The organism is Chryseobacterium sp. KBW03, assembly GCF_003852415.1.
In the GTDB taxonomy this organism is placed as follows: domain Bacteria; phylum Bacteroidota; class Bacteroidia; order Flavobacteriales; family Weeksellaceae; genus Chryseobacterium; species Chryseobacterium viscerum.
This window is the reverse complement of sequence record NZ_QAJO01000014.1, coordinates 23,631-46,175: the sequence shown is the minus strand read 5'-3', so window position 1 is coordinate 46,175 and position 22,545 is coordinate 23,631. Positions and strand designations below refer to the sequence as shown.

The 22,545-nt window shown below is 35.9% G+C and carries 27 protein-coding genes; 7 read left to right on the top strand and 20 right to left on the bottom strand.

What is annotated here, in order from left to right; genetic code table 11:
• The first annotated feature begins 33 nt into the window (after positions 1-33).
• From DBR39_RS22165 to DBR39_RS22155, 3 genes are all read left to right on the top strand, one after another.
• Complete coding sequence (locus DBR39_RS22165) at positions 34-462, top strand: hypothetical protein (RefSeq protein WP_124536773.1); 429 nt, start codon at positions 34-36, stop codon at positions 460-462.
• Between the two features lie 7 nt (positions 463-469).
• The gene (locus DBR39_RS22160; protein WP_124536771.1) at positions 470-1,441 is read left to right on the top strand and encodes a hypothetical protein; all 972 of its coding nucleotides are present in this window, start codon (positions 470-472) and stop codon (positions 1,439-1,441) included.
• Between the two features lie 242 nt (positions 1,442-1,683).
• On the top strand, positions 1,684-2,340 hold the full coding sequence (locus tag DBR39_RS22155; protein WP_124536769.1) for a glycosyltransferase family 32 protein: 657 nt from the start codon (positions 1,684-1,686) through the stop codon (positions 2,338-2,340).
• Here the strand turns inward: DBR39_RS22155 and DBR39_RS22150 are convergent.
• Entirely contained in the window at positions 2,337-2,672 is a 336-nt protein-coding gene (locus tag DBR39_RS22150; protein WP_124536767.1) for a DMT family transporter, read from the bottom strand. The genes DBR39_RS22155 and DBR39_RS22150 overlap by 4 nt on opposite strands.
• 1,200 nt (positions 2,673-3,872) lie before the next feature.
• Here DBR39_RS22150 and DBR39_RS22145 point away from each other — a divergent pair.
• The 3 genes from DBR39_RS22145 (at position 3,873) to DBR39_RS22135 (ending at position 6,592) form a co-directional block, all read left to right on the top strand.
• Positions 3,873-4,592 (top strand): AAA family ATPase, encoded by a 720-nt coding sequence (locus tag DBR39_RS22145; RefSeq protein WP_124536765.1) that lies wholly within the window; start codon positions 3,873-3,875, stop codon positions 4,590-4,592.
• Positions 4,589-5,329 carry a YggS family pyridoxal phosphate-dependent enzyme gene (locus tag DBR39_RS22140; protein ID WP_124536763.1) on the top strand — a complete coding sequence of 247 codons (741 nt, stop codon included), beginning with the start codon at positions 4,589-4,591 and terminating at the stop codon, positions 5,327-5,329. The genes DBR39_RS22145 and DBR39_RS22140 overlap by 4 nt, the downstream gene beginning before the upstream one ends.
• A gap of 438 nt (positions 5,330-5,767) precedes the next feature.
• Entirely contained in the window at positions 5,768-6,592 is an 825-nt protein-coding gene (locus tag DBR39_RS22135; RefSeq protein ID WP_124536761.1) for a hypothetical protein, read from the top strand.
• A gap of 140 nt (positions 6,593-6,732) precedes the next feature.
• Here DBR39_RS22135 and gcvP read toward each other — a convergent pair whose 3' ends face one another.
• The gene (gene gcvP, locus DBR39_RS22130) at positions 6,733-9,591 is read right to left on the bottom strand and encodes an aminomethyl-transferring glycine dehydrogenase (protein ID WP_124536759.1); all 2,859 of its coding nucleotides are present in this window, start codon (positions 9,589-9,591) and stop codon (positions 6,733-6,735) included.
• Between the two features lie 466 nt (positions 9,592-10,057).
• On the opposite strand from gcvP, the gene DBR39_RS24395 reads away from it, so the two are divergent.
• Positions 10,058-10,207: a hypothetical protein gene (locus tag DBR39_RS24395; protein WP_165835321.1), complete on the top strand. Its 150-nt coding sequence runs from the start codon at positions 10,058-10,060 to the stop codon at positions 10,205-10,207.
• A gap of 1 nt (position 10,208) precedes the next feature.
• Here the strand turns inward: DBR39_RS24395 and DBR39_RS22125 are convergent, their stop codons facing one another.
• The 18 genes from DBR39_RS22125 to DBR39_RS22040 form a co-directional block, all read right to left on the bottom strand.
• On the bottom strand, positions 10,209-10,856 hold the full coding sequence (locus DBR39_RS22125) for a J domain-containing protein (protein WP_124536757.1): 648 nt from the start codon (positions 10,854-10,856) through the stop codon (positions 10,209-10,211).
• A gap of 443 nt (positions 10,857-11,299) precedes the next feature.
• Positions 11,300-11,557, bottom strand: a complete 258-nt coding sequence (locus DBR39_RS22120; protein ID WP_103233807.1) for a hypothetical protein — start codon at positions 11,555-11,557, stop codon at positions 11,300-11,302.
• Positions 11,558-11,649: 92 nt separating this feature from the next.
• Positions 11,650-11,982: a hypothetical protein gene (locus DBR39_RS22115; protein WP_109738488.1), complete on the bottom strand. Its 333-nt coding sequence runs from the start codon at positions 11,980-11,982 to the stop codon at positions 11,650-11,652.
• An 11-nt stretch (positions 11,983-11,993) separates the two neighbouring features.
• On the bottom strand, positions 11,994-12,548 hold the full coding sequence (locus tag DBR39_RS22110; protein ID WP_185145132.1) for an RNA polymerase sigma factor: 555 nt from the start codon (positions 12,546-12,548) through the stop codon (positions 11,994-11,996).
• A gap of 694 nt (positions 12,549-13,242) precedes the next feature.
• Positions 13,243-15,246: an alpha/beta hydrolase family protein gene (locus tag DBR39_RS22105; protein WP_124536755.1), complete on the bottom strand. Its 2,004-nt coding sequence runs from the start codon at positions 15,244-15,246 to the stop codon at positions 13,243-13,245.
• A gap of 173 nt (positions 15,247-15,419) precedes the next feature.
• Positions 15,420-15,878, bottom strand: a complete 459-nt coding sequence (locus DBR39_RS22100; protein WP_124536753.1) for a DoxX family protein — start codon at positions 15,876-15,878, stop codon at positions 15,420-15,422.
• 41 nt (positions 15,879-15,919) lie between these two features.
• Positions 15,920-16,378 carry an SRPBCC family protein gene (locus tag DBR39_RS22095; RefSeq protein ID WP_124536751.1) on the bottom strand — a complete coding sequence of 153 codons (459 nt, stop codon included), beginning with the start codon at positions 16,376-16,378 and terminating at the stop codon, positions 15,920-15,922.
• A 57-nt stretch (positions 16,379-16,435) separates the two neighbouring features.
• Entirely contained in the window at positions 16,436-16,864 is a 429-nt protein-coding gene (locus DBR39_RS22090; RefSeq protein ID WP_124536749.1) for an SRPBCC domain-containing protein, read from the bottom strand.
• Between the two features lie 31 nt (positions 16,865-16,895).
• Positions 16,896-17,120 carry a hypothetical protein gene (locus DBR39_RS22085; protein ID WP_410494271.1) on the bottom strand — a complete coding sequence of 75 codons (225 nt, stop codon included), beginning with the start codon at positions 17,118-17,120 and terminating at the stop codon, positions 16,896-16,898.
• A 48-nt stretch (positions 17,121-17,168) separates the two neighbouring features.
• The gene (locus DBR39_RS22080; RefSeq protein WP_124536747.1) at positions 17,169-18,035 is read right to left on the bottom strand and encodes a VOC family protein; all 867 of its coding nucleotides are present in this window, start codon (positions 18,033-18,035) and stop codon (positions 17,169-17,171) included.
• 130 nt (positions 18,036-18,165) lie between these two features.
• Complete coding sequence (locus DBR39_RS22075) at positions 18,166-18,405, bottom strand: hypothetical protein (RefSeq protein WP_228447897.1); 240 nt, start codon at positions 18,403-18,405, stop codon at positions 18,166-18,168.
• A gap of 36 nt (positions 18,406-18,441) precedes the next feature.
• Positions 18,442-18,855 carry an SRPBCC family protein gene (locus DBR39_RS22070; protein WP_124536745.1) on the bottom strand — a complete coding sequence of 138 codons (414 nt, stop codon included), beginning with the start codon at positions 18,853-18,855 and terminating at the stop codon, positions 18,442-18,444.
• A 191-nt stretch (positions 18,856-19,046) separates the two neighbouring features.
• On the bottom strand, positions 19,047-19,478 hold the full coding sequence (locus DBR39_RS22065; protein WP_124536743.1) for a VOC family protein: 432 nt from the start codon (positions 19,476-19,478) through the stop codon (positions 19,047-19,049).
• Between the two features lie 107 nt (positions 19,479-19,585).
• Positions 19,586-20,362 (bottom strand): alpha/beta fold hydrolase, encoded by a 777-nt coding sequence (locus DBR39_RS22060; RefSeq protein ID WP_124536741.1) that lies wholly within the window; start codon positions 20,360-20,362, stop codon positions 19,586-19,588.
• 3 nt (positions 20,363-20,365) lie between these two features.
• On the bottom strand, positions 20,366-20,890 hold the full coding sequence (locus DBR39_RS22055; RefSeq protein ID WP_124536739.1) for a DinB family protein: 525 nt from the start codon (positions 20,888-20,890) through the stop codon (positions 20,366-20,368).
• Positions 20,891-21,203: 313 nt separating this feature from the next.
• On the bottom strand, positions 21,204-21,665 hold the full coding sequence (locus DBR39_RS22050; RefSeq protein ID WP_124536737.1) for a hypothetical protein: 462 nt from the start codon (positions 21,663-21,665) through the stop codon (positions 21,204-21,206).
• 24 nt (positions 21,666-21,689) lie between these two features.
• Positions 21,690-22,100 carry a VOC family protein gene (locus DBR39_RS22045; RefSeq protein WP_124536736.1) on the bottom strand — a complete coding sequence of 137 codons (411 nt, stop codon included), beginning with the start codon at positions 22,098-22,100 and terminating at the stop codon, positions 21,690-21,692.
• A gap of 23 nt (positions 22,101-22,123) precedes the next feature.
• Positions 22,124-22,531, bottom strand: coding sequence for a VOC family protein (locus tag DBR39_RS22040; protein WP_124536734.1), 408 nt, complete (start codon positions 22,529-22,531; stop codon positions 22,124-22,126).
• Positions 22,532-22,545 lie beyond the last annotated feature (14 nt).

Here is a 22,545-nt window from a genome sequence, read left to right as displayed (position 1 = left end):
TCTATATTCCTTTGCACTGTTAAATGAATGCATATGGAATTGACCGCTTTTCACGAATTGACCCAGGAAATATCAGTAGAATGTTTCTTTATGACAGAATCCCAACAGGAAGAAAAAGTAATACAGCTCATTGATTTACATCATTTTGTAGAATGTTTTGACCCAAAAATAAAAATCCTCAGCTACCTCCACCATCCTATCAATATTGTGGAACATCAGGAGGGTAAAAAAGGAATTCTGTTTTGTGATCTGAAATACTCTGCTGTACCTGACAGCAATGCTTCTGAAGAGTTTAGAAGAAGATATGATCTCTCAGAACTCTGGTTTGTATTTGTAGAAGAAACCTATATTCAGGATACCTCCGGATATACTGATGCTATCATTGAAAACAGTCTGGATATTTTCTATGACAAAATTTTTTCATTCAATTTTTTTCAATCAATCATTCACCCCTTACAATAAACTGCCCATGAAAACATTGAGAAGAGCGCTTATCCCACTGGCGCTGCTCCCTATTAAAAGTATTATGTATGCTCAAAAAAAAGACAGTATTCCTTTGAAAGTCCGGGCTTTTTATGCTGATAAAATCCCACAGTCGAGGAACTTCAATATAGAGTATACATTGGTTACCCCCTCTTCATTCTCGTCACAACTTCACGGACAGGATCTGCCGGATAACAAAGTAAAAAGCTTCCAACAGGTGAAAGCAGATGCTAATATTTACTTTATCAAGAAGAAGAACTGGCTTCTGAGCACTGCCCTGAACTATCGTTACACTTCGATCAGTAATGAGAATCCGGTAATCCCAGGAACTGAAACGGAGGAAAACTTTCACTATCATTCGGAAGCTATTAATCTGGTCTATTTTTCAAGGCTATTCAAAAAGACGGCAATATACTCGGCCAATATTTCTGTAGATGGAAGTGATCAGCATTTTGAACGGATAAGAGGATTGGTAACGGCTTCTTTAATTTTAAAAGCAACTCCAAAAACAAAAATATCCCTTGGGCTGGCTGGTATTATTGATCCAAGTTCCCAAATTCCTGTCCTGCCTATTTTCACGTTAGAAAACAGATTCAATAACGGATGGGTTCTTGATATTTTACTTCCGAAAAAAGTATTGGTCAGAAAAGATGTTTTCTCCAACGGAAGAATTTCGCTGGGAACAGAAATGGATAATACGTCCTTTTATACGTACCGGAATAATAGTACTTACGAATTCCGGCAGGTTGCTCTCAACTCGGGAGCGATCTATGAACATAATCTGGGTGGAAATTTCATAGGAACTTTTAAAACAGGACTCAGAGCCAATATCAATTCCAGAGCATTTAATAAGCAGGACTCTTTTAATGATTATATATGGAAAGGGACTTATAAGCCTTCATTTTATTTCAATGTCGGAATTTCTTATAATCCTTTTGAAAGACGAAGAGTAAAATAAGATCAATCGGTAGTTCAATGTTAAAGTTTTCTAGCTCATTATCAGGGTCTGAAAAAAAAATATTAAAAAAAAATTAAAATTTCTATCTATTGGGATTTAACCATTCATCCAAAATACAATCAAAACCTCAGAAAACACAAATTAAGAGTATTCTCATTCATGAAAAATCTTATTACCACTTATGCGAATGGTTTATTAAAATGATTTCGGGATTTTCCTTTAAGAATTGAATAAAATTGAATATGGCAGTACCTAAACAGATATTTCAGACTTTTATAACTAAAAAACTTCCTCTGATTACGCGTTATCATATCTGGAATATGAAAAGAAAAAATCCGGAATACAAGTATTACTTTTATGATGATCAGGACATAGAAAAATTTCTCACAGAAGAATTTCCTCCTGAATATATTGAAACTTATCGTAAACTGAGAATCGGTGCTTCAAAAGCTGATTTTTTCAGATATGCTGTTTTATATAAGAAAGGAGGTGTATATCTGGATATAGACAGCAGCATTATAAAACCGTTCAGAGAATTGGTTAAGGAAAATGATGAAGCTGTGATCAGTGTAGAAAGACACGAAAATCTGTATGTTCAATGGGCACTTATTTTCAATAAAAATCATCCTTTTCTAAAGAAAACATTAGAATTGATGATCGATAATATAAACAGTCATCGCTATCCCCATAATATACATGCTACTACAGGTCCTACCGTATTCAGTAAAGGAATAAGGAAATCATTAGAGGAAAACCCAGCAATTCCCTTTACATTATTTGGCGGCATTGAATTCCGTGGCTACTTAAAGTTCAAATATAAGCTGGGAAAGTTCTTTTTATACAAAACAAGGTCTCAACATTGGAAGCAGATGCAAAAGCATCAGGAGATTATCTTTTAATGAGTACCCATTTTTGAAAACACATTAATAATAATCACTCCTAGGACAATCAGAACAATCCCGATAATCGCAGGCAGATCAGGAATCTGTTTGAATGCTATTACCCCAATCATCGTTATAAAAACAATACCGACTCCGGACCAGATCGCATAGGTAATTCCTACCGGGATCTGGCGAAGGGTAAGGCTCAGAAAATAAAAAGCACACGCATACCCGATTACGGTTATCACAGACGGCCACAACCTGGAAAACTCCTCGGATTTTTTCAGGAAAGAAGTAGCGATTATTTCAAATACAATTGCCAGAGCAAGAAAAACATAACTGCGTCCCATACATTCATTCTTTCTACAAAAGTAGCAAAAGCATTCCGGTAATTCCAAAAAAGGAAAGAGGGATGATTCCTTCTTTACTCCAAATATGGCAAGTGCTGGTCTGCTCTTTCTTATTCTATAAAAATCCAGCGTTCTCAAAACTTCAGCAATCCAGCAATACTTCTCGCAGGCACTTTAATGATTTAAGTGTCTTATTTTTAGTTGAATCCATTTTTTGAAAGAGTTCTGTGATCAGAAAAAAACAGGCCAATAGGTAAGCTTATTTTTCAGTTATGGCATAAAAAACAATATTTCTCTATGTCATGAAATGTGACAGCTGACAAAAAATCCAAAATAAAAACGAGGGCTAAAAATAAATTTTCTTAACATGAAAATCAATTTCAGGTGAATAATATACATTCAAGAAATGTAATTCATAACGATGTTATGCTACGCATTATTTATTATTTGTTTTATCAAGTCCAATATAGAAGTCGACAAACGATTAACGTTTTCACATAATTTTACAGATAGAATAATAAAAGTATTAATAAATTCTCAATAATGTATTAATTTAATGTAAACAAAGTTTCATCAACAAAGGAGCAATAACCCTCGTAATACACTGATAAACATCATAATGTTTTACTTTGGCACGTGATTTGAAAGTAGTAATATTGCAATTGAAAGATTGATAAAATAAAGTCAAATAATTAAAAATAATACAAAATGATAACTTATATCGGAATCGCAACAGGTCTAGTAGTAATCGCTTCATATCTTATGACAGTAAGAAGAGAAAGAAACTAATTCTAAATAAAACAAGCCTATAGAATATCTATACTAATTATATTGTTTTATGTTTTTAGTCTGAGAGATCAGATTGCTCTTTTACTCATTGGGTAAAAGGGCCCAAAAACATAAACAAAAAGATCTTAGTTTCACAACAAATTTTTATATCCAAATGAATAAAGCCGTTCGCAAGTCCGGCTTTATTTTTGTTTTAGACCTAAGAACCTTATCTTTTTTAATTCCAGATTTCTATGGATATTTTCAAGCCGTTCTATCGAATATGAAAGTTTATATATTATATTCATAATTCATTATCTTTAATTTATCATCAACCTCCTTCTGGCCTAGCGGTTTATTATTATTCAGGATTTCTTTCAGCATTTAATAAAGTTTTATCTTTGTTTATTCAATAATCATTTAATTGTCATTATGAATCTGTATAACCTTATTATTCAAGATAAAGAAGAGGTAACCCTTAACGAAGTATTTCTCGATAAAAAAAACAAGGAGCATCTTGTACAGCTTATCAAGGAAAATACCTATGTTAAAGAACTGCAGGAGTACGGTCTTCCGGTTAATAATAAAATTCTGCTTCAGGGAAGTTCAGGATGCGGAAAAACAATGACAGCAAAGGCGATAGCCAATGCTCTAGGGAAGAATATCATTATCCTGAATCTGAGTAATATCGTTTCATCACGTATTGGCGAAACCTCCCAGAATATTAAAATGATCTTTGATAAAGCCGCCAGAGAAAGATCTGTACTTTTTCTTGACGAACTGGATCAGATCGGGAAAGCAAGAGGCAGTGATGATAAAGATGTGGGCGAAATGAGAAGACTCGTTAATACTTTGATTCAACTGATTGATTATTATCCTGAAAATTCGCTTTTAATCTGTGCCACCAATCATCCTGAAATTATTGATACTGCCCTATTAAGACGCTTCCAGCTAAAGATCAATTACGAAATGCCTTCTACGGAGATGCTGGATACATTCTATGATCAGTTATTAGGTCAGTTTCCCGAAGATATGAGAACGGTTGAAAGAAAGTATTCTATTTCTTTTGCCGAAGCAAAGGACTATGCTCTAACAGCGGTTAAAGCAGCTTTAATCAAAAAACTGGAAGCCAAAGAAACAATATCATCATGAAAGAAGATATTCTCCACAATCTCGCCGTCATCAATGACCGGATAAGAAGAGCCTGTGAAAAATCAGGAAGGAATATTGACGAAGTGAAGCTATTACTGGCTACTAAAACAGTTTCTGCAGAGCGAATCAAAATCGCTTTGGAACACTCACAGACCTTAATTGCTGAAAATAAAGTACAGGAGTTGAAGGAGAAATATGATGATTTAAAGAATACGCCACATGAAAACCACTTTATAGGTCATCTTCAGACCAATAAAATTAAAGATATTCTGAAATATGATGTTATCTGCGTTCAGTCTCTAGATCGGCTGGAACTGGCGGAAAAACTCCACCAAAGACTTTTGACAGAAAACAAAACGATTGATGTCCTGATTCAGGTGAACACCTCAAATGAAGAAAGCAAGTTCGGAGTTGATCCCAGTGAAGCGATTGAACTGACCCGAAAAGTTGCCGGCTTATCTACTTTGAAAATAAAAGGCTTGATGACAATCGGCTTATTCAGTGCAGAAACCGAGAAAGTAAGATCGTGCTTTAAAATCCTCAAAAAACTTCAGCAGGATATCATCCAAGAAAATATTCCCAACGTAGAAATGAAAGAGCTTTCTATGGGAATGAGCGGAGACCTGGAAACAGCTATTGAAGAAGGAGCCACGATTGTACGTGTGGGGACTGCTGTTTTTGGAGCGAGAATCCATCCGGACAGCTATTATTGGGATGAAGGAAAAGCGAAGAAATAAATTGAATTTCTATACTTTACAGTCTACAAATTCGGTATACTTTTTGCTGTAAAACTTTCATAACCAAACAAATGCATTTATGAATAAAAAATTACTCTCGGTCTGTCTACTCATGACAGTATTATTCTTTTTTTCATGTGAAAAAGAAAACACACAGATGAAAAGTGGAATTTCCATTGAAACCATTTCAATTATTACCTGCGTTACTATGGGGGTAGCCATTTTGCTTGCCTATAGCTTTAAAAGAAGATAACAAACCAGAATTTAAATACTAAGGCACCTCTCAATTTTGGGAGGTGATTTTGTTTATATTGGAAGTCTTACACTCCGCATTCTATGACACGTATGACACGAAGAAAATATTATTTTTTAGACCTTCTGATCATTTAATATCTATATTCTTTGTATTTTCAAACTTCTTTTTAGGCTTGTAAACTCATGAAAAAATTACTCTCATTGGCAATGATTCCCTTGATCACCTTTAGTTGTATTAAAAAACAAGAACCCAAAGTGATCAAAGAAACTGAACAAAAAAAAGCCGTCCAATTTGAATATCTTTCAGATTATCCGACAATTAAAGATTCCTTAAAGTTTATTACAAATCTCCGACAGGCTTTCGACCTTAAGATTGAAGAAAGCGGGGTTCAGCGGAAAGGTGAAAAAATAACTATATTCAAAAAAGTAAAGATCAATGGTTCAAATCAGGATTTTTATTTCATAGAATATGACTGGAAAGATGGTTCGATGGCATCATATCCGTGGAAATATCAAGTATTATTAACAACAGATGGAAAACTTATAAAGACATTGTATGCACAGCGGTTTGAATTCCTACCTGTCTTCCCAAAAAAAAGCCCCTTCTTGCTGGCAACGATAGTGACCGCAAAAGGAAACGGAGGCCATGATCTTTACAAAATAACCGGAGATTCCTTAGAGAATGTTTATGAGGGTAATTTTAGAACATATGATGCTCACGAAGACAACAAAGTCTATGAACCCAATGAGCTTAACTTAAAAATAAAAGATTTCAATAAAGACGGATTCAATGATATTTCTTTCAATGGAAAAATAGTTTTGATACAAGCACAAACTCCGCAAGGAGATTGGTATGATTCAGAGACGATCGATGGAAAACAGGTAAATTATTTCATTGATCATCCATTCAAAAAGATTCCTGTGGAATTTATTTTCCTTTATGATAAAAAAACAGGCCACTTTAAGGCTAAAGAAGATTATGTAAAAAAATATGACCTAGATAATTGATGGGAAATAAAATAATCAAAAGAAAATAAAGATATATCCGAACTTTGAGATTGCCTCGCTTCGCTTCGCTTCGCTTGCAATGACAAAAACAAAAATCCCTTTCATTGCTGAAAGGGATCTTTTATATTTAAAAACTAAGATTACATATAAGCTTCAATCGGCTCACAAGTACAAACTAAGTTTCTGTCTCCATAAGCTTCATCTACTCTAGCTACAGTAGCAAAGAATTTATGGTCTCTTACCCACTCTAGCGGATAAGCTGCCTTTTCTCTGCTGTATGGTTTATCCCAAGAATCCGAGATCACCAATTGTTCTGTGTGAGGAGCATTTTTCAATACGTTGTTCGCTGCATCTGCTTCTCCGTTGGCAATTTCATCAATTTCTTTTTTGATAGAGATCAATGCTTCTGCAAAACGGTCGATTTCAGACTTGCTTTCAGATTCTGTAGGCTCAATCATCAATGTACCTGCAACCGGGAAAGAAACGGTAGGAGCATGGAAACCATAATCCATCAATCTTTTCGCCACATCTGCCACTTCAATTCCTAAAGATTTGAACTGACGGAAGTCTACGATACATTCGTGAGCTACTCTTCCATTCTCGTTTGAATATAAGATTGGGAAGTGCTCTGCTAAAATTTCTTTCAGGTAGTTCGCATTCATGATAGCATGTCCTGTAGCCTTTTTCAACCCTTCAGTTCCCAGCATCTTGATGTAAGAATAAGAAATATTAAGGATCAATCCTGAACCGTACGGTGCAGCAGAAATACCTTCAATCGCTTCTTTAGATCCGATTCTGATATTCGCGTTAGAAGGAAGGAAAGGAACCAAGTGTTTAGCAACACAGATAGGACCTACTCCAGGACCTCCACCTCCGTGAGGAATTGCGAAAGTTTTGTGAAGGTTAAGGTGGCAAACGTCAGCTCCGATGTTTCCAGGACTTGTAAATCCTACCTGAGCGTTCATGTTGGCACCATCCATATATACCTGTCCTCCGTGCTCGTGGATAAGGTTGGTAATTTCTTTAATGTTTGCATCAAAGAATCCGTAAGTAGACGGATATGTAATCATTACAGCTGATAAGTTTGCTGAATGAAGTTCTGTTTTAGCTTTAAGATCTTCGAAGTCGATTTCACCGTTTTCAAGGTTTTTCACAACAACGATTTTCATTCCAGCCATAGCAGCAGAAGCCGGGTTTGTTCCGTGTGCAGACTGAGGGATCAATACTACATTTCTGTGGTGGTCTCCTCTTGAAATGTGATATTCTCTGATAACCATTAATCCTGCATATTCTCCCTGAGCTCCAGAGTTAGGTTGAAGAGAAGTACCTGCAAAACCTGTAATTTCTGCCAAATCTTTCTCCAGTTCACGAATCATTTCCTGATACCCTTCAGCCTGGTTAACTGGTACAAATGGGTGAACAGCTCCCCAATTCTCCCATGAAAGCGGTAACATCTGAGTTGCTGCGTTCAGTTTCATCGTACAAGATCCCAAAGAAATCATAGAGTGTGTCAATGATAAATCTTTTCTCTCAAGACGCTTGATGTAACGCATCAATTCTGTTTCCGTATGGTATTTATTGAAAACTGATTCTGTAAGAATTTCGTCTTTTCTTAAGTTTTCTTCAGGAATACTGTATCCTTCTTTTATTTCTAATTTGAAAGTCTGCTTGTCTTTAAACTGAGCGAAAGAAGCCATCAGATAGTTTAATTTCTCTAATGTTGTACTTTCGTTGATCGCAATACTTACCACCCCTTCTGTGAAATAGTTAAGATTTAGTCTGTGATCCTGCATCAATCTGATTAATCTTGCTTTCTCATCTTCAGACATCGTAATTTTCACCGTATCGAAGATAGGTTCTTCTACGGTCTGATATCCTAATGCTTTAAGACCATTCTTCAAAGCGTTTGCTTTAAAGTGAATCTGATCTGCGATATAGTTTAATCCTTTTGGACCGTGGTAAACAGCATACATTCCAGCCATTACTGCCAAAAGAACCTGTGCTGTACAGATATTTGAAGTTGCTCTTTCTCTTTTGATGTGCTGCTCTCTTGTCTGTAGAGCCATTCTTAATGCACGTTTTCCGTACATATCCTGAGAAACCCCGATAATTCTTCCCGGAATATCTCTCTTATAATCTTCTCTACAAGCGAAGAATGCAGCGTGAGGACCTCCGTATCCTAATGGAATACCAAATCTCTGTGTAGTTCCTACTGCACAGTCCGCTCCCATTTCTGCCGGAGACTTTAGTTTCACCAAAGCCATCGGATCACAAGCAACTGCTACCTGAAGGTCTAGTTTTTTATAGTCTACGATATCTTCTGTATAATCTAAAACGATTCCGTTTTTACCAGGATATTGTAGTAAAACACCGTAATAAGAACCATCAAACTGATGTGCTTTATGATCTCCTACTACGATTTCGATTTCTAATCCTTCAGCTTTTGTTTTTAATACAGAAACTGTTTGAGGAAGAACAAGGTCAGAAATGAAGAACTTATTAGCTCCTGCTTTTTTCTGGTCTTTCGTTCTGTTGTTGAAGAACATGTGCATCGCCTCAGCAGCTGCAGTAGATTCATCCAGCAAAGATGCATTGGCCAATGCAAAACCTGTAAGATCGCACACTACAGTCTGGAAATTAAGAAGAGCTTCCAGTCTTCCCTGTGCAATTTCTGCCTGATACGGAGTATAAGCCGTATACCAGCTAGGGTTTTCAAAAATATTTCTTTGGATTGCTGAAGGCAAAAGGGTATTGTGGTATCCAAAACCGATATAACTAGTATAATCTGTATTTTTTGATGCCAATTCTTTTGAGTGGTTCAACATTTCGTATTCAGAAAGCGGTTCCGAGATCTCAAGATCTTTCTCTAAACGGATAGATGATGGAATGGTCTGAGAAATTAACTCTTCAATACTAGAAACGCCAAGTTTTTCCAACATCGCCTGTTTATCGGCTTCATTAAGAGAAATGTGACGGCTCACAAACTGTTCTGTATTCATTTTTATTTATTAGATTTTGTTTGTAAAAAGATTCGTAAAATTACATTTTTTTGAACGATTGTACAAGAGGATTCCATGAGTGATAATTCACAAAAACAATGAAGCCATTCGACCCACTCTATTTTTAATAAACTTCTGGCAAGGTTCACATTAGTTTAAATAAAGATCACCGCTATTCCATGCATAATATGCAAAAAAAACATCAATTTAGTCTCAATAAAATAGTTGTGTATTCATTTAATAACTCTGCAAACTGTTAGTGATCTTCTCTTTCTATCAAATTCGCTTTTATTTATTTAAAATCTAAGCTTAACTTCAATTTTTGGAGAAATTAAAAGGCAATCTGGTAAAGAATCCGGATTTATTTTTCCCTTGTGAAAGCGGGTTCCCGATGTTATCCATCAGGGCTTATGAATTTTATGAAATTTTATTAATTATATTTATTCTAAATTAATATATTTGCAACATGAATATGATTGTACCATTTAAAGTAGCGCCTTTGGCTCCTTACTCATTCAAAAACGAAGAGATGTTCTGTGAAAAGAAATCTTGCTGCAAAAAGTTCAAAAAAGGGAAAAGATGCAAAAAATGCCCGGGAAGAAAGAAAATGGCTTAGGCTAACCGAAGCTTCTGATTAGCATATATATAGCAGCTGCTATTATAATAATCCCCCAAATCAGCATCATTATTTTAGGCTGTCCATACCTGTTCATTACCGTTCTGGGTTGTGGTTTCAACATTTCTTCTACAGTGCTTTTGAACTTCTCAGAATCGTTTTCAAAAACCTCTGTAATGGTAATTCCCTGAACAACTGTTTTCTGCAAAAGAGAATTTGTTGCATGAAGCAAAAGCTGGAATTTTCCATCTTTAAATTCTGTGATCTTAAAGATCCTTTCTCCATACGGCTTTTCTAATCCGAAAGGCAATACTTTCACTACATCAGCATTGCTCGTCTGCCAGTTGATGATAATCTCCTCTCCTTTTTTCGCATGAATTTTATTCGCTGTAAAAGTTTTGATAACCGGTGGAATATTATATCTGAAACTACGCTGATGACTTTCTAAATTCTGATCATAGGTACGTCTTCTGGACGGATCACTCAATGTCTCGTAAGCCTCCTGAATTTCCCGGAAACGGTCAGCAAAAAAATCATCATTATCATTTTTATCGGGATGATATTTTAAAGACAACTTTCGATAGGCTTTTTTGACGTCTTCTTCCAAAGCATCCTGGGATATACCGAGAAAATAGTAGTAATCTTTCATTGAGCAATACAAAAATAAGGATTTATTTTTCTTTGCGTTTGATATTTACTACAAAATTTCAGCTAATAAAACAGACCAGAAGTCATTGGGAACCGAAGATAATTTTTAAGTTGGGGTTGGAAAATAGGGTTGGAAAGCGCAAAGACGCAAAACTTTATAAAGTACAGTTTGTAAGGCGCAAGGATTTTATCTTCGATAAAATTTTATTCTTCTACAAATAATAAGAATTGGGTGACTTCTGTAACTCTTTTGTCATTCTGAGCAAAGCGAAGAATCTCAACTTTATGCTGAAAATCATTCTCCCCAGTTTAAGGTGATGTTGCAGATCTATGATGTGCAATCACCTGTATTGTCTGCATAATTCTTTTAAATAAAAAACTCCGGCTCGGGAAGCTTTGCTTCCCGAGCCGGAGTTCAACAATTTCAATTTAGTTTTTTACTTCTTATGCTTCGCAGGTATTATCCTTTTTGCAGCATCTTGAATGAAATTCTTTTTTGAATTTCCCTTTCAGTTCCTGGTAGTCTTCCTCATTCATTTCTCTGATCTTATCTGCCAGTCCGAAAGGCGATTTTTCTTTGATTCCGTATTCATCAAAAATACCTTTGATAAATCTTTTTCTTTGTACTGCTTTTTTAGCAATTAATGCTACACCCACAACGGCTAGTGCTCCCAGAGCTCCTTTTAATGCTGAATTTTTCATTTTTTCAAAATTTTAAATTTTACTACTTCTTGTTTTTTATAAAGACGAATGAATTGTAATTTTACTTTACTACTTCTTTAAAGTTTTTTAAATTATTCGTTGTTTCTGTTGAAGAATCCTCCTGAGCACTTATTTCTCCAAACTTCTTTGAATTTTTCTCTTTCCTCAGGGGACCAGCTTGCCATTTTTTCTCTCATTTTTCTTTCCTTGAAATCTTTCATTCCTTTACCGAAATGGAAGCCTCCGAAAAGAATTTTACTAAGGATCAGTATTCCCATTGCCTGCCAGAATGTAATCGTTTTTACTCCTAAAATTTCCGGAAGAAGGCAATTCCAAAGCAGCATCACAATCCATGTAACTGCAGCTAAGATTACTGGTGGACATAACAATAAAAAAATCCAACCCTTCTTGTGTCTATAATTCATAATTTCTTTTTCTAACTTTTTAAATCTTCGTATAACTTTCTCAATCGGTTTCTCAAGTGCTTCACAGCATAGTTTTTTCTACTGATGATGGTCTTGATGTTTTCTCCCTGTTCATCGGCGATCTCCTGGAGGGTTTTGTCGTTCAGTTCATTTTCTACGTAGACCAGCCTTTGTTTTTCGGGAAGTTCATCAAGTGCTTCAAACAGTTTTTTCCAGATCTCATCCTGAAACATCTTCACTTCAGGGCCGGCGCTCTCATCCATCAAAAGAATATCTTTGATAGAAAAACTGCCGTCTTCATCCTCATATACGAAATCTTCAAGATTTTCTGTTTTCTTTTTACGGTAACGGTCTGTGATTTTATTTGCCGTCACCCTGTATAGCCAGCCCCCAACGTTTACGATTTCAGAAATATTCGTAAGGCTACTGAACTGATACCACACCTCCTGTAGAATATCTTCCGCATCCTCCGTGTTTTTCACTTTGGGACGAATATAAGACATCAGCTTTCCTCCGTAGTTGGAAACGGTCTGTGAGATGATGCTTTCTTTCTCCTTCTGTGGCATTGTTATTTTTTCGACAACCTCCATATTGTTATGACGGCTATCCTTTTGGTTTTACTTTAATAAATTTAAAATATTTTTCTTACAATTCAATTTTTCTTTTATCCATCGGCCTTTATTTCATGAAAATATTTTCCTTTTTTCAGGAGCTTGTTCCCGCTATACGCTCATACTCCTCACACAACGCTCTCCCACCCAAACCTTCCTCCTCCTAACCTTGTTGCGGGGTAACCGCTGCTATCGGGGCTAGGGGTATGAATGATGAATTATAAAATAATATTCTTTTTTTGGTTTGAAAACTCAAAGGCGCTAAAGATTTTATGAGGCCGGTGCTTTTAAGACGCAAAGATTTTATCTCTGATAAAATTGAACACTGCATATTTTTAAATCCTCTTGCTGATTTTGCAAACGAGGCAGGTGGTTATGAAAAAGATCTGCGTAATCTGCATTATCTGCGAGAATAATAATAGATCCCTTGCTGAAAAATCTCATATTGAGCGAAGTTGAAATATTCTTGCGTCTTACCATTATGCATAATGATTATAAAAGCTTTGCGTCCTTACATTTTCCAATCATCAATGTATAAACAATATTGAGATTGCTTCACCTTCGGTTCGCAATGACTTTTTCCAACACCCACAATGACAAAAAAACGGAAGACCTTAGTCCTCCGTTCAAACATTATTTAATTAATAGTTTATTTGTTAAAGTTTTCTGCAAAGAATCCTAACATCGACTTGTAAAGTTCTATTCTGTTTGGTTCTTTTCCAAATCCGTGTCCTTCATCATATTTTACCATATAAGGAACTTCAAAACCTTTAGCACGCATAGCTTTTACAATCTGATCAGACTCATTGATATTCACCCTTGGGTCATTAGCTCCCTGTACTACAAATAATGGTTTCTTGATTTTGTCTATCTGGAATACCGGAGAAACTTCTTTAGCAATTTTTGCTTCTTCAGGATTATCAAGATCATACCATATTTGTTTTACCATTTCTTTATAGGGTTTCCAGTATTCCGGGAAGGAAGCAAAGAAGGTAAATATATTGGATACTCCTACATAGTCTACTCCACAGGCGTACAGATCCGGAGTTTTAATCAGTCCCATTAATGTTGCATATCCACCATGACTTCCTCCATAAATGGCTACTTTATCTTTATCTACCCATCCCTGGCTGATTGCATATTTTACACCATCTTCCACGTCATCCATTGCCTTTCTTCCGATTTGTTTATAACCTGATTTCTGGAATGATTTACCATAGCCTCCGGAAATTCTGAAATTGACCTGAAGGGTAGCATATCCACGACTTGCAAATAATTGCGCTTCCGGGTTGAATCCCCAGCTGTCTCTGATCCCCTGAGGACCACCGTGAGGATTCACAATCAATGGAACTTTTTTGCCGTCCAGTGCTGCTTTAGGCAGTGTGATATATCCGTGAATAGTAAGCCCGTCTCTGCTTTTGAATTCGATAGGTCTCATTTCAGCCATATCTTCTTCCTTCAGCTGAGGCATCAGGTTGTAAAGAAGTTTGGTCTGTTTCGTTTTTGTGTCATATTCATAATAGGTTCCATAAAGCTTGTCACTTCCCACAACAACTAAGAGCTTATCATTGTTATCATCTGAAGAAGCGATACCGAACTCTTTGCCCCCAAATTGAGATTTTAACTGGGCATCTATTTCCTTATAAAATTTACTTACCGGAACAGTCTCTCCTTTTGTTCCTTCATAACTGATATAATCCAGTTCATAGTTTCTGTTTTTACCGGCCGTGCTTATTGAGCTCACATCATATACAGGATTGGAATAAACCTCCTTGATTACTGCATTTTTCTTTAGATCATACAGGACGATTCTTGCTTTATCACTATCCAGATTGGTCACTACATACGCTTCATCTTTATTTTTAGAATTGTCATTAAAGCTGATAATTCCGAAAGTATCAGACCAGTCCGCAGATTTAATCAGATTGAATTTCCCTGTCTGCAGATCTTTATAATATGTTTTTGTTGTCAATCCGTTTTCCAGAACGCTGTAGCCTCTCAGATTTCCGTCTTTATCAAAAATATAATCATCAATAGGACTGTTTACATCTTTATTTTCATACAACTGGGTAGTCTCTCCGGTAATATAGTTGATTTTAAAAGGTTCAAAAATCTGCTTATTGTTTTTATTCATGGTAACCACAACGAAGTCAGTATCTTTTACAGGGATAATAGAACCTACCTTGACTCCGTCAAAGGGTGTCAAATCCTTTTGGTTTCCTCCATCAATGTCTGTAGCATACAAATGAATATTTTCGTTTCCTCCTTTATCCTGAGTATAAAAAAGACGTTTTTTATTCAGCCAGCCGTAGCCTTTGATCAAATCGTCTTTTTCTACAATAGCTTTGGTAGCTTTTCCCGTACTTAGGTCTTTTACATAGACATGATTTTTTTTATCCTGATCTTTTTCTTTATAGGAAAGGTATTTCCCGTCAGGAGAGATTTTAAATCCTGAAGCTTTTGGTCTTGCAAAGTAATCTTCAACTTTGTATGTAAAGTTTCCTTTATCATAAGAGATAAGTTTCTCAAGATTAGCTTTGGAAGAAGGCAAAGTAGGATCTCCAGGCAGCTTGGCTGTAGAACTTTGTGCGTTGATCATCATAGTAGATAGTACAATAATGGCTGTACCGAAAATTTTGTGATTTAGGTTCATAACTTCTGTTTTTAAGGTTAAAGTTATAGAAAGCACTTATTTTTAAAACAATAAAAAATAAATGCACTTATACAATAAGACACATTACCCCTATAAAACGTTACACTATTTTATTGATTAATTAAAAAAATATGATTTTATTAAAAAAGACAGCCTTAACGACTGTCTTTTACTTAGTGTAAATAAATTCCAAAATACCAGGTCCAGACTATTAAAATAATCTGCATGGGTATCCTTTGATAATAAAGATATTTCATCCCGGGACCTGTATAATCTGCTTTAAAAATATTAATCTTTTTTCTGGAAGAATTGATATTGGCAATAAAAACCAATACATAAAAAATGATCAGTAAAATTGCTGTTATTTCACGAATGGCCGGAATCATAAGACCAATTCCCGCTGCAATTTCAAGGACTCCTGTACAATATACCCAAAACATTTTTGCAGGCATAAAATCAGGAATCATCATCGCCATTCCTTTCTGAAATTTAAAATGTGAAAAACCTGTAAATACAATAAAAACTGCCATTCCCAGGTTTCCTGAAAATATAAAATCCGGTTTTCCCTGAAATAAAAAAGTTCCCAGCAAAGCCAGAATAAATATTACGAAAAGAATTACTAATAGTTTCATATTTTTTAAGTGATAGGAATTAGCAAGAATACTTAATATTTTTATACTGAGGTTAAATTGACTCCTTCGGCAAGGCTTTTTACAACTATTAATCCTTTTGTGAAGCCTGTATTCATATGATCTTCCCATTGTTTTTCAACATGAACTTCGGCATGAAGTTTTGTTTTTCCGTCAAAATCGATGAGAAAATACTTTTCAAGACTGCCATTCCACTCCATGACTTCTTTGCTTTGTGTATCCTCATTACCGTCTTTATCTACCATTCCCAGATGTTTGAACACAATCTGATTGGGTTCATCCAGACTATCAATAGTAGAGACCATTCCTTCACCGTGAGCATTTAGAAAATAGGTTTTTCCGCCTACCTTCCAGTCAGATTTCATGATGGATCCGGCACCGAAATACCGGGTCCATTCACTATATGTTTCAGGGCTCCAGAGAATGTCCCAGACTTTCTGTAATGGAGCATCAATTATTGTTTCGTATGATAAGGTTTCCATATTTTATATTTTAATGATTTGTTAGAATATTTTATAAACCTCCTTCATGTATAACTACTACAGCTGGTTTTCCGATAAGTGCTTCACAATAAGCATCGCTTTCGGGAATTTCTCTTCAAAAAATTCTTTAAACTCTGCAGGAGTCTGAATTTCTGTTTTCAATAATGTTCCTTCTTCGTTCTCTTCAAGAAAATAGGCTTCTGTTGCCTCACCCCAATCCTGAGGAACTTCAATACCCTCATAAATTTCGCCAAGGTGCAGAAATTTTATTTCCTCATTAGGAATTACTTTTTCTACCCGGCTGTACATTCCGTTGTTTTTGGGATCCAGGAATTTAACGATACTTTTCTCCTCAAGAGCCCCTTCATAAAAAGAACCTTCTGTAAAAGCTGTTGTCCATTGCCTGTAAGTGATATCTGACCAAAGCACACTCCATACTTTTTCAGGTTCGGCATTAATTTCTATTTCGTATGATAATTTTTCCATATATTTTTGTAAGGTTTTAGGTTGCAGATAATTAGGCTGGAGCATTTGAGAGTGAGAGGGTTATTATATTACTACTTCTACCTTCTCTGGCGAAATGAACGCCTACAGACTGTCCGATACCGCTGTCTCCTCCGGAAATAACTGCTTTTTTATCCAGCAGCTTGAGGTTTCCCTTATAATCGTTCCGGATAATTTCAGGAAATAACCCTTCTTTAGGGACTTTTGACTTAGATTTTGACTTGTTCTGTGTTTTCATAAGCAAATCTCTTCTCTACATCATATCAAACAATACGCCGAAAATAATTTAAGAATGATAAGCATCTTCCAAATCCTGAATGATGATTTTCTGCATTTTCATCATTGCCTGAACTACTTTATACGCTTTTTCCTGATCAGAATCGTTCATTAGCTGGATCAGTCTTTTAGGTACAATCTGCCAGCTCATTCCATATTTATCTTTTAACCAGCCGCACATACTTTCTCTGCCTCCATCTGCCGTCAGGGTATTCCAGTAATGATCGGTCTGCTGCTGGTCATCCGTCATTACAACCAATGATATTCCTTCATTAAAATCAAACTGATGATCATAAGAATTATCCATACAGAATAAGCTGTAGTTGTCAATCACAAAATGAGCATGCTGAACATTTTCTGCCGGTTCCGGTATATCATGCCCTTCACTTCCTGCTCCATAGGTCAATATATTTCCTATGCTTGAGTTGGGAAAAGTACGGGTATACAATTCTATTGCTTCTTTTGCTTTTCCGTTGTTCTGATGGATAAACATCAAAGTAGGAATTATTTTCTGATCGCTTGCTTTTTCACCCAAAAACAGCTGCCATGTTACGCCATATTTATCCTGAACCCATCCGTACATTTTGCTCCATGAATAAGAACCCAGTTCCATCAGAGCCATACCGCCATCCAGTAACTGATCCCAGTATTTCTGAACCTCATCTTCTGTCTCACAGATCACCATGAAAGAGATGGAAGCATTTTTTTTAAATTGCGGACCTCCGTTCAGAAGCATCAGCCTCTGCCCAAACAGATCAACATTCATCACTACAGGCGTATCTGCAGTAATTTCGCCTCCAAAAACTTTACAGTAAAATTCTGCAGACTGCTTGGCGTCTCCGTCATACCAGAGACATGGAAAAATATCTTTATTCATAATTTTAAATTTTATTAGGGTTATTCTATTTTTTCACCAAAACATAGAACAAGCGAAATCTTATGCCTTTGCACTTAAAAGAAACAAGTCGTTTTTATCTGCAAAGGCATAAAATTTCGTTTATATAGTATTATACTTCCTTAAAGCCTACCTGATTTTCTTTCATATAGTTCTTTAGTTTCACCATTGTATTTTTCCCGAAACCATGAAGCTGCATAATTTCTTTCTCAGAATAATCCGACAGTTTTTCTAAAGAATTTATTTTCTCTTTTTCTAAAGCTTTTCTTGCAGGTATTGCAATAACCCCATAAAGAAATTCTTCTTGAGGGTCATAATTAAAAGTATAAATGGAATTTAAACTCTTTGACATGATAACTAAATTGATCATGGCTACAAAAAAATATAGTTAATGATTCTCAACATATTTGTGGAAATTGTTAAGAATGGCATACCAGCCATCTCGCTGCATTTCCACGGAATTTTGCTTTTCGGGCTCGAAAATCTCAATGACTTTCGTTGTATTTTCATCTATTTTATCGAAAACGACTTCTACTTTACGTCCGTCTTCTATATGATATTTGATCATTTCATGAGGAATAATTTCATCATATACTCCTTCAAAATCAAATCCGAAGCTTTTATCTTTAGCTTCCATTCTGTTTTTGAATTTACCACCTACCTTAAGGTCATTTTCAGAACTAGGGCACTGCCAGCTTTCGTGGGCGAAATTCCATTTTGTAATATGTTTTGGCTCATTGAAATAATTCCAAACCTTTTCAACCGGTGCTAAAATTGTAATGTCTATTTTAATTGGATCCATAGTTCTATTTTTTTTAAGTTTAAATAAAGAGCTGCAGCTGTCTAAAAAGTCAAATAATTAGTTGCTGTCATTCTGACGAAGGAAGAATCTTATTGATTTCCAAATACATGAAATTTTTCACTCATTTCATTTCTTTCAGAATGACACTTTTGAGACAGCCTCATCTCTTTTATCATTAGTTAAATATAGGATTATTTTGCATATTCTTCATTATAGTTCACCATCCAATGAACACCATATTTATCCTGGAAGCATCCAAAATAGTCTCCCCAAAACTGATCTTCAATCGGCATTTCTACATTTCCACCGTCAGAAAGTTCTTTGAAAAGTCTGTCTGCTTCGTTTCTGGAATCGGGGAAAACAGAAACATAATTGTTGTTCCCTACGGTAAGGGTCTGCCCAAATCCGGGTACAATATCAGATGCCATTAAAAGGTCACCCCCAATAGGCAGTGCGATGTGCATTACTCTGTTTTTTTCTTCTTCAGAGAGGTTTTCGGTGCCTGGAGCATTTCCCATTTTATGAATTCCTCCGACGAATTCACCTCCAAAAATAGTTTTGTAAAAATTGAACGCCTCTTCAGCTGTTCCGTCAAAATTTAGATACGGATTTAATTTAGCCATGATTTTAAATTTTAAAGTTATTATTATAAAGTAAAGGTTCTACTATTGATCCATTAAGGATTGATTAATTTACTATGAATAGTAAGCAGAGTTTTAATTTAAAGGTCTTAATGGGTTAAAAATTTTTCTACTTCTCTGACTGTAAAGTCTATTAAATTTTCATCAATACTCCCGTCAAAGTCCGGCATCATATATACGCCATGAGTTCCGGGAAGTATCATTAACCGTGAGTCTTTCACCAAACGCCACATTGCTGCTGTATGCTCCGGTTTCATAACGTCTCTATCTCCACTGATGAATAATGCGGGTGATTGTATGGAAGCCAGCACTTCATCATTCCAATCTTCAAACGTCTGCATCCTCCTGCAGTCTTTTTCAAAAAGGTTTTCCAGCTTTGAAAAGTCCGGATTGAGGTTTAAAAAATTAATTTTGAAAGGCTCCGGCATAGATTCAAACGTAGCTTCCTGCATTCCCTCAAAAAATCCGTCTATCATTCCGTTTCTTTTATAAAATGCTGAGGCCACAACCAGTTTTTCTACGATTCCCGGATGGCGATGAGCAATCTGCATCACCGTATTTCCACCGTTACTGAATCCCCAGAACGAAGCTTTTTGAATGTTGAGTTCTGCCAAAAGTCCGGCAACATCATCAGCATCCTGTTCAAATGTTTCAGGAATATCACGATGCTCACTTCGTCCGTGATTTTGCAGATCGATTCCTATTAGCTGAAAGCTGTTCTTCAGTCTTACAATAACCTCTTCAAAATCGTACAGGATAGAAGAACCTCCTCCATGAATCAGAACCAAAGGTTTTCCAGATCCATAGATCTCATAATACAATTGGATTCCGTTGACTTTCTTATAGCCTTTTTCTACTGGGTTCATCGGTTAATACTTAAGGTTTTCGTCCACACCATACTTCATTCCCGGGTAGTTTAAAATCCTGCGCATCAAACCCATCTGTCCACATAGGTAGTCTTCACGGCCGATGCACATTCCTGCAAAATTGAGTTTGGTTTCTTTAACGAAAGGGATATTCATTCCTATTTCAAATATTTCGTCCAGTTCTTCATCGGTTACTTCAAAGAGTTTCTGATATACTTTTGCGGAGATGGCATGAAAATTCTCTTTCAGTTCTGCTAAAGTTGGATATTGAAAGCTTTCATCTAAAGCTTTCCCCTGGAAAAACAAGTCACTGTAAGGGTCTTCTTCCCGAAGTCCGAGTACCCAGCCTAAACCATAGCGCATGTTGACAAAGTTTCCGGCCATCCAGACAATATGATTGGTTTTGTTTTCAATTCTTTTCAAAGCGTCTTCTTCCGAGATGCCTTCCAAAACATTCATAAAGCTTTGGGAATGCATTCTGTAAGCCGGAATAATGACTTCCATTTTTTTTGATTTTGGTGTGTCCATTTTTTAATTAGTGATTAGAAGTTAGAAATTAGAAATTAGAGGTTGGAGGGTTGGAGAAACGCAAAGACGCAAGGTTTCTATAAACTTTATGTTTTTAAGTCGCGAGGATTTTATCTTTGATAAAATTGTACTTATCTAAAAGATAATGCCAATATTTCAAAAGTATATTTGTCATTCTAAGCATAGCAAAGACTCTTAACTTTGTGTTGAAAATGATTCTTAAGCAGATTGGGCAGATGATTATTTATTATTCTGCTGAATCTTTTGTCACAGATTGCTATGAAAATCAGTCTGACGATTTTAAGTGCATGATTTATTTTATTGCGCCTGGTTTTCCTAAAATTCTACGGAGATATCCCAGTTGTCCGCTGTGGTAAATTTCATGAAGACTCAGGGTTGATATATCTTTAATCATTTCAGGTTTAAAACTTTCAAGAGTACTCAGTTTTGCTTCCAGTGTATTCTGAGATTGTTTCAAATACGATTTTAAATCTTCGAAGTTGATTAATTCATCTTTGTGATCTAAAGCAATTTCACCTCTGTTGTAAAATGAAAATTTTTCGCTGTCCCAAACGGATTCTTCTCCAAGAATATTCAGTAAGGGATTTCTTATATGGATCAAATGTCCAAGAACCCAGTTCATACAATTGGCTTCACCATTGGGAAAAATCATAGATTCTTCATGGGAAATGCCGTCAATATTCGAAGTAATCAAATAATAGGTACTGACTACCTGATTTTTTATGATTTCTATATCGTTTGATTGTGTTTCCATGTGATGCGTATTTATAATAAAAGATTATTCTGCAGGCATTTGGGAAACATCCCCATGCATAACTTCCCACTGATGACCGTTGATGTCTGCAAAACTGTTTTGATACATCCATCCGTAATCTACAGGCTCACCATATTTCGACCCTCCGTTTTCAATAGCCGTTTTTACCATATGATCTACTTCTTCACGACTGCTTACTCCGATGGCAAGGAGTACCTGTGTAGTATCTCCTTTAGCAAAAGGTCTGTTGGTAAATGTCTGGAAAAAATCTTCTTTAAGAAACATTGTGTAGATATGATCTTTTTTCATCACTACACATATTGCCTTATCATTTGAAAACTGTTCATTGATAGAAAAGCCAAGCTCCGTCCAGAATGCTCTGGTCTTTTGAACGTCTTTTACTGGTAAATTGACGTAAATATCATTAATATTCATTTTGTAATTTTTAGTGGTGTATTTTATTCTGTTGGCATTTGAGACATATCGGCAAAAGTGATATTCCAGCCGTGTCCATCCAGATCCCAGAAAGAGTTTTGGTACATCCATCCGTAATCCTGAGGTTCTTCGTGCTGCCATGCTCCATTTTCTACTGCAGTATTTACTATCTGATCTACTTCTTCACGGCTATTGAGACCTACTGCTACAAGAACCTGGCTGGTATTCTCTTTGGCAACAGGTTTATTGGTAAAGGTCATAAAATATTCTTCCTGCAGAAACATCACATAGATGGTATCATTCAACACAACGCAGGTTGCTTTATCATCAGAGAATTGTTCATTGATTGGAAAACCTACCTTCGTCCAGAATTCTTTTGTTTTCTGCACATCTTTTACCGGAAGGTTCACATAGATTTGATTGACTTTCATTTTTTGTAATTTTT